Below are 6270 nucleotides of genomic sequence, written 5' to 3'. Positions count from 1 at the left end.
TAGCATGATTTAACCATTTAACTAAGTAGACCTGAACTTTCCAAATCAAGTATTTGGACGGTTATTTGGTATACACAAATTTAGTATAACATGATATTTTTATTATTTTTAATGATAATTATTGACAACTATTAGCTGGTTTTGTTGAAGATCGTTATTCCCCGATACCAGCCGTAAGAGAATCGCCTATCCCCGGATAACATAAAGGATTGAAATCCATATTTCACCTCAAATGATTAATTGTATTTTTATAGTATTCAGTTCAGTTACGATTAGAAACTATTTGGTTGTCATACAGCCAGGCATGAGGGACAAATACCGCTTTGTTGGAAGTAACATATACATATATAAAGTACTTACTATTGAGATGGAAAGGGGGAAAATCAATGCCAAGCGGAACGCATCAGGTTGAGGTGGAGTTACCGATAAATAAGATTTGGGATTTTGTTAAGGATATGGATAACTGGGCTCCACTTATTCCTGGATATATTCAACACCGAAAAATTACTAACCGCCAGTCCACTTGGGAATTTTATAGTAACATCGGATTCATAAAGAAAAAGATTAATCTAATGGCCACTATAGAAGAATGGATTGAACCGACAAGGGTTACTTTTAATTTAAAGGGTTTAAATGAGGAACTTTCAGGCGGTGGCTATTTCCTGGCAGAAGTAATAGCTAAAAATAAAACGAGGATAACAGGCTTTCTTGAGATCAATGCTGGTGGTGCATTGGGACCGCTGGTTAATGAGGTATTAAAGTCTTATCTTCCTAAAGTAACAGAAGAAATGACGATTGGGATCTCTACAAAATTGGAAGAGCTTAATTAAAAAATGTTTCATAAAGTCATTGCTACACCACAGAAAATGAAAGATTATTACGTTCTTTCATGGGAGTTCAATAAGTAAAAAAGAGCTGCTTATGCAACTCAATGTTATACAAGTAAAGCCTCGAATAATCTCACCTGCTCCTCAAAATAGCCCTCATCTATTTAAGATGGGGGCTATTTGACGCTTACGAATTATTTGCGACAATGTTGCTATTCCGAGTCGTTATGCAAAAGAAGATAATAATTGGTTGAATCTATCGCGCTCCTCTAAAAAAGCGCAATGGCCGCTGTATTGGAACGGAACTAGCGTTGAATTTTTGATCAGCTTATTTGTTTCCTCAGCTTGAGTAAACGGAACGACTTTATCAAAATGGCCCGATTGTTGAACAACAAGTTAAAAAACACTCTTCAACTAAACTGCCGTTAGCTCAATAAGAAAAAAAGAGCTGCTTATGCAACTCAATAATCTTTAAGTAAAGCACCCGTTTGAATAAGAAATGCTCCCCAAACGAAGTTTTGTTATCTAACTTTGATTTGGGAACGTAATTCAATTGTGGTTTTATAGAAAATACATCATACTATTTCTTAAAACATTATTATCTATGCCACGAACTATCAAGTTGAAATATTTCTCCATCTTTTGTTACACGATAAGTAACTCCTCTATTTGGTGTAGACTTATTACTTACATCATAATCACCTAATTGAATGGCTTTGTCGTAGTTTCTTGTATGAATATAAAACTCTTCATTTGGATATGTGTTCTGTAAATATTCCTCTAATTCATCATAACGTTTTGCATGAATGTTTGAAAGTATAGTAGGATAGATTACGACAAAAACAATATAACTACTGACAATTATACTAACGATAATTCGTGCAATCTTTTTTCTTTTTCGAAAAATTATAAGTAATAAAACGACAGCTATTGAAATAATCACTGCAATACCAATTAAAAAAAGAGAATCTTCTGGTTTCAAAAAAATCACCCCATTAAATTAAATGACACCAAAATTCTTCACCAATTAAAAGCTCGGTGTTGAATGTAATTTTATTTCTATATGTCCCATAAAAAAACCTTTCAAATCGTTACCAAAGCGTCCTTTGGGTACATTTCATTGAGATTCTATTTATATGTTATCGCCATTCAGAACAACTGGATCGAACAGTCTTCTTTAAAATTATTTTTCGCAGCGTCTCAGAGTGTTATTTTCTATAAAAAACAGCGACAAACACTGATTTAACAGTGTTTGTCGCTGTTTGCTGGTTTATCCTTTTCAATAGAAAATGAAGAAGTCATTGGTTTCAGTGAGAAAAGATTCGAAAAGATTTATTTCTAAAAAGCCGAGACATTCGGCTTTTTTTATTATGCTTCAGAAATTCCTATCCCAAAGCTAACTAATAATAAAAATATAGTCAAAATTACAAAACATAGACTATTGACAATGACACTTAAAATAATAATATTTATTTTTTTAGTTCTAATTCCCATCACCATTGAAACAATAAATCCAATATCTATTAATGCGAATAGCCATAAACAAATAGTTAGGTATGGTTCATTCACGAAACGACTAATAAAGAAAACTACGAAAGTAGCTATGACTAATATAAGCGTAAAGATTATTGGCCTCGATTCTTTGCGAATAACTTGAAGTTCACTTTCCATCAAAATCACCTCTCTCAGTCTCATTTAATTAGATTATACCAAAATATTCCAAACGCTTATTGAACTATTCTGCACCGTTAGTTTAATAAGAACAGCGACGCTTCTTCAACAATCGCGCCCGTTGTTGAAGATTATTATTCAACTAAAGCCCCCTTTATTTTAAGTACATTCCTTCACAAACTCCTTCAAATCTGTCTCGTTGTTGAACACTATTAAGGTCACCACGTATCGTAAATTTCTATTATGTGTGTATATATAGGAATCTTTAACATCTTTAAAATTCGTTCATACATTAATTATAGTTAGATAGCTCATTTTTCAAGGAGGAAAAAAATAAATGATGCCCTACTCTTATATGCCGTCTCAAATGTATTCAGGTCAAATGATGCCCTACTCTTATATGCCGTCTCAAATGTATTCAGGTCAAATGATGCCCTACTCTTATATGCCGCCTCAAATGTATTCAGGTCAAATGATGCCCTACTCTTATATGCCGTCTCAAATGTATTCAGGACAAATGATGCCCTACTCTTATATGCCGCCTCAAATGCATTCGGGACAAATGATGCCTAATGGTAGACAAATGTTTGGAGAACCTCAAATGGTTCCACACCCTGTTCTTACCATAGCAAGACAAATAGCGCCTAATCAAATTGAAATAACTTATGACCAACCAACTTATTTGGAATCAGCAACAAATGTATTTAATTACTGGATAAGAAATAATTTAGCTAGACCATCCGACATTGCAACAGTTGAAGAAGGTAATATGAATCTCAATTCTACAAATAGTCTAACGCCTAATATGGCAAGGATTACTCCTGTCGAAAATTCAAAAACAAGATTTGTAATTACCTTTAACGTAAACGCTACACCTGGTGTACAATATACAGTACTGCCATGCTTTGTTAATTTAGAAGGTAAAACAGGTTTTAGGGGAGAAAATTGGGATCCTCAAAGCAAGAATACCTTTACTGCCCAAAGGTTTTAATCTAATCTAAACAATCGTTACAAAAAATGGGCGTTCAAAATTGAACGTCCTTCTTATTTAGACAACACTTTATTTTCTTAATAAATTTACGAATGGATACTGCCTATTTTCGTTAGCTTAAGTACATTGTTTCATAAACTCATTAATATTAGCATAAATATCCATTTTCGTTTAGAAGTGTTATTCCCTTAAATGGCCCGATTGTGGAAAAAAGCTAATGACGATTGTTCAACTAAACCGCTCCGTTTGCTCAACAAAAAAAAGATGCTGCCGCTGCAACACCTTGTTTAACTCTTGCACCCGTTTGTGGAACAAGAGATGTAAGTTGTCTAACTATTTCATTTAGTATTAGTTTTCCAGCCTTTTTGTAGTTGTTTTCGGATGTAAACAATTTGTCCAATATGGTAAGCGTTATGCGTAGACATATTTCCCAGTCCCCCCCACCACTTTGCAGTCTCTGGGAAACCATTCACCTCACTTTCAACCTTTTCTTCAGTTAGTAGATCTTGCCACTGAAGAAGAACCTCTAGGAGGTACTCTTTTAAGTCAGCAAATCTTTTATTTTCCGGAACAATAAAGCTTTTATTATTATCATCTATTGGCGCAACAGCATTCACATGAGATTTTTGGTACCTCTTTTGCCATGTCTCATTCCAGTAAAGTAGATGTTGCACAATTTCAGCGATACTGTTACTTTCATCGTTTGGTTTCCAAAACGCTTCTTCCTCTGACAAGTTTGCTACTGATTCAGAAAACGGAACGTAAAAGCTAGGATCGTTCGCATTTGCTAACAACTGATCGACCAAAACATCTTTAGCATGGGACATTTCAATCACACTCCCTTTTAATTATATCTTTTCTATTTCAATGCTCTTTTGAATTCTCCTTCTTTATTCAGTTAAATGGCCCTTTTCATGAAGAAAAGCACAATTCTTGCTGCAGAATTGCGCCCGATTGTGGAAGATCGTTATTCGACTAAAGCCCCGTTACTTCAATAAGAAAACAGTCTTTATTTAAATACTTTATCAATTTCATTTCTGTCGTAATCTAATATCCAATCATTGTATTTTTTATAAATACCTCTTATTGTTTCGGGTGAAGTAGCCAGCAAATCACAACCTCTATCATCGTACACGTGAAAAATGGTTTTCCTTTTGATATTCAAAAAATATATCCTATGAAAGATACTTGGTTGGATTCCTAAATCCTGATTGCATACTGCTTTTAACAATGGAATGTGTTTTATATCAGATGCTTTGCATTTAAGGGTAAACCTATGTGTTTTATATTTTCCGTCTTCATCATCTTCTGGGAATATATAAGGCATTTCGGTATGCTTCAATTTATATAAGAGTGATTTGTCATAGACATAGGGAGAAAAAATCCTCGCTTTGTGCTTATAGGTTTTTCCATCTCCAAAATCATTCACATCTACTACAACAAAAATTTCCTCGTCTTGTGAATGTAATGATTCAAATAACGTGACAACCCTTTTATAAATCACCTTTACATAAGGACTGAAATCGTAATTATATTCTCTATTCCACTCTACCCCTAATTCGAAACGTATGGCAATTTCCCAGTTATAAAACAAAGGTGGTCTAAGGTTTAAGTTGGGGAAATTTTCCATCATATAGTCATTTAAAAGCATATTCGCACCTCATTTTGTTTCTTTAATTTTCCCATTACTTCTTCAACTAAACTGCTCAGTTAGTACAATAAGAAAAAAGAGCTGTCTAAAACAGCTCAATGATCTTCAAGTAAAGCACTCTGTTAGTTGAACAAGAAGTTTAGTTCCTAAATAAAGCGATATTTACGTGAAAATTGCGTGATAACCAAAATACTCGTTAACCCAACAACGAGATACCATATTATATTAAAAGGAACTATGTACATTAATACACCAAATAAAATAGCTGTTAAAAAGCTTACTGTGATTGATCGTACATTCGTAATTTTATCTTGAATTAAATAATATAAAGTGAATGGTAGTGCTAAAGTAAATAATGGAATATAAATTGTTACAATAGATGATTTAATGAGGGATATTGAAAGCACGGCTATTATGAAACCTATTGACGTAGTAAGCGTTCTTCCCACAAATACTTTACCAGTAAAATAGCCGTATAGCAGAATAAACATAAGCGTTAAACTGGAACAAATCCCCGTTATTAAAACAAATGGATGACCTATGACGAAAGCTGCTATTGAGAAAAAAACTAAAGAAACGAATGGCAACAGCAATATTGAAGGATTTTGCACTTTTTCTATATTCATTACATTTGTAAAACTTACAAGAAGTAATAAAGTAAATGGAACCGTCAAATATCCTAATTCAAAGTTATTACCTAGACTAATATGATTAACCTCGAGGTTTCCGACCATTATGATTACAAGTGACGCACTGATTTGACCAAGCATCCCCCAAATGCTTGATAATTTAAAAGCTTGAGTAAGCTTATCCGTAATTACAATTGAAACGACACCAATAAATAAAGCTAAATATAACAAATTCTCCCCTCCCAAAGTAATTCTTTAGAAATACTCAAAGCTAAATATTCTAATTCTAAATTATACAGTATGTGTAAAAACATACAAATACTACGGTAGTGCTTATTGAACTAACCTGCCCCGTTAGTTCAATAAAAACATACTAAGATTAGTAGTGCAGACCAAGGCATTGGTTCGTACTACTATTTTTTTATATAGTAGAGGTGAAGAATAGGTCGGGCAGCTCTTTGGATCTTGAATCCGTAAAAAAAACTGACCTACTTCACAACC

Annotated in this window: 7 protein-coding genes and 1 pseudogene; 2 read left to right on the top strand and 6 right to left on the bottom strand. The window is 33.6% G+C overall.

Translation table 11 applies throughout. The features are described 5' to 3' along the window. Positions 1–386: 386 nt before the first annotated feature. Positions 387–830 carry an SRPBCC family protein gene (locus tag AC1DCY_RS26595; protein WP_049665349.1) on the top strand — a complete coding sequence of 148 codons (444 nt, stop codon included), beginning with the start codon at positions 387–389 and terminating at the stop codon, positions 828–830. 222 nt (positions 831–1052) lie between these two features. Here AC1DCY_RS26595 and AC1DCY_RS26590 read toward each other — a convergent pair. The 3 genes and pseudogenes from AC1DCY_RS26590 to AC1DCY_RS26580 form a co-directional block, all read right to left on the bottom strand. Next, positions 1053–1205 (bottom strand): annotated as a pseudogene (locus tag AC1DCY_RS26590) (alpha/beta fold hydrolase); the annotation flags it as partial. 220 nt (positions 1206–1425) lie between these two features. Further along, a complete protein-coding gene (locus AC1DCY_RS26585; RefSeq protein WP_477355540.1) occupies positions 1426–1809 on the bottom strand; it encodes a hypothetical protein in 384 nt (127 codons plus the stop codon). A 386-nt stretch (positions 1810–2195) separates the two neighbouring features. Next, positions 2196–2498 (bottom strand): hypothetical protein, encoded by a 303-nt coding sequence (locus AC1DCY_RS26580; protein ID WP_477355538.1) that lies wholly within the window; start codon positions 2496–2498, stop codon positions 2196–2198. Between the two features lie 337 nt (positions 2499–2835). Here AC1DCY_RS26580 and AC1DCY_RS26575 point away from each other — a divergent pair, with 337 nt between their 5' ends. Continuing rightward, entirely contained in the window at positions 2836–3489 is a 654-nt protein-coding gene (locus AC1DCY_RS26575) for a hypothetical protein (protein WP_477355535.1), read from the top strand. A gap of 338 nt (positions 3490–3827) precedes the next feature. Here AC1DCY_RS26575 and AC1DCY_RS26570 read toward each other — a convergent pair whose 3' ends face one another. The 3 genes from AC1DCY_RS26570 to AC1DCY_RS26560 form a co-directional block, all read right to left on the bottom strand. Then, positions 3828–4316 (bottom strand): DinB family protein, encoded by a 489-nt coding sequence (locus AC1DCY_RS26570; RefSeq protein ID WP_477355532.1) that lies wholly within the window; start codon positions 4314–4316, stop codon positions 3828–3830. Positions 4317–4498: 182 nt separating this feature from the next. Next, positions 4499–5140 (bottom strand): DUF3885 domain-containing protein, encoded by a 642-nt coding sequence (locus AC1DCY_RS26565; RefSeq protein WP_477355529.1) that lies wholly within the window; start codon positions 5138–5140, stop codon positions 4499–4501. A gap of 146 nt (positions 5141–5286) precedes the next feature. Continuing rightward, complete coding sequence (locus tag AC1DCY_RS26560) at positions 5287–6000, bottom strand: MraY family glycosyltransferase (protein WP_477355526.1); 714 nt, start codon at positions 5998–6000, stop codon at positions 5287–5289. Positions 6001–6270: the final 270 nt, after the last annotated feature.

It is taken from the genome of Lysinibacillus sp. 10T31, from assembly GCF_056394365.1.
Note: the sequence above shows the minus strand (reverse complement) of the source record. Positions and strands in the feature narration are given on the sequence as shown.

Excerpts from the sequence above, each read along its gene's own strand:
- AC1DCY_RS26595 (WP_049665349.1), top strand. The coding sequence starts at position 387 with ATGCCAAGCGGAACGCATCAGGTTGAGGTGGAGTTACCGATAAATAAG.
- AC1DCY_RS26580 (WP_477355538.1), bottom strand. The coding sequence starts at position 2,498 with ATGGAAAGTGAACTTCAAGTTATTCGCAAAGAATCGAGGCCAATAATC.
- AC1DCY_RS26575 (WP_477355535.1), top strand. The coding sequence starts at position 2,836 with ATGATGCCCTACTCTTATATGCCGTCTCAAATGTATTCAGGTCAAATG.
- AC1DCY_RS26570 (WP_477355532.1), bottom strand. The coding sequence starts at position 4,316 with ATGTCCCATGCTAAAGATGTTTTGGTCGATCAGTTGTTAGCAAATGCG.
- AC1DCY_RS26565 (WP_477355529.1), bottom strand. The coding sequence starts at position 5,140 with ATGCTTTTAAATGACTATATGATGGAAAATTTCCCCAACTTAAACCTT.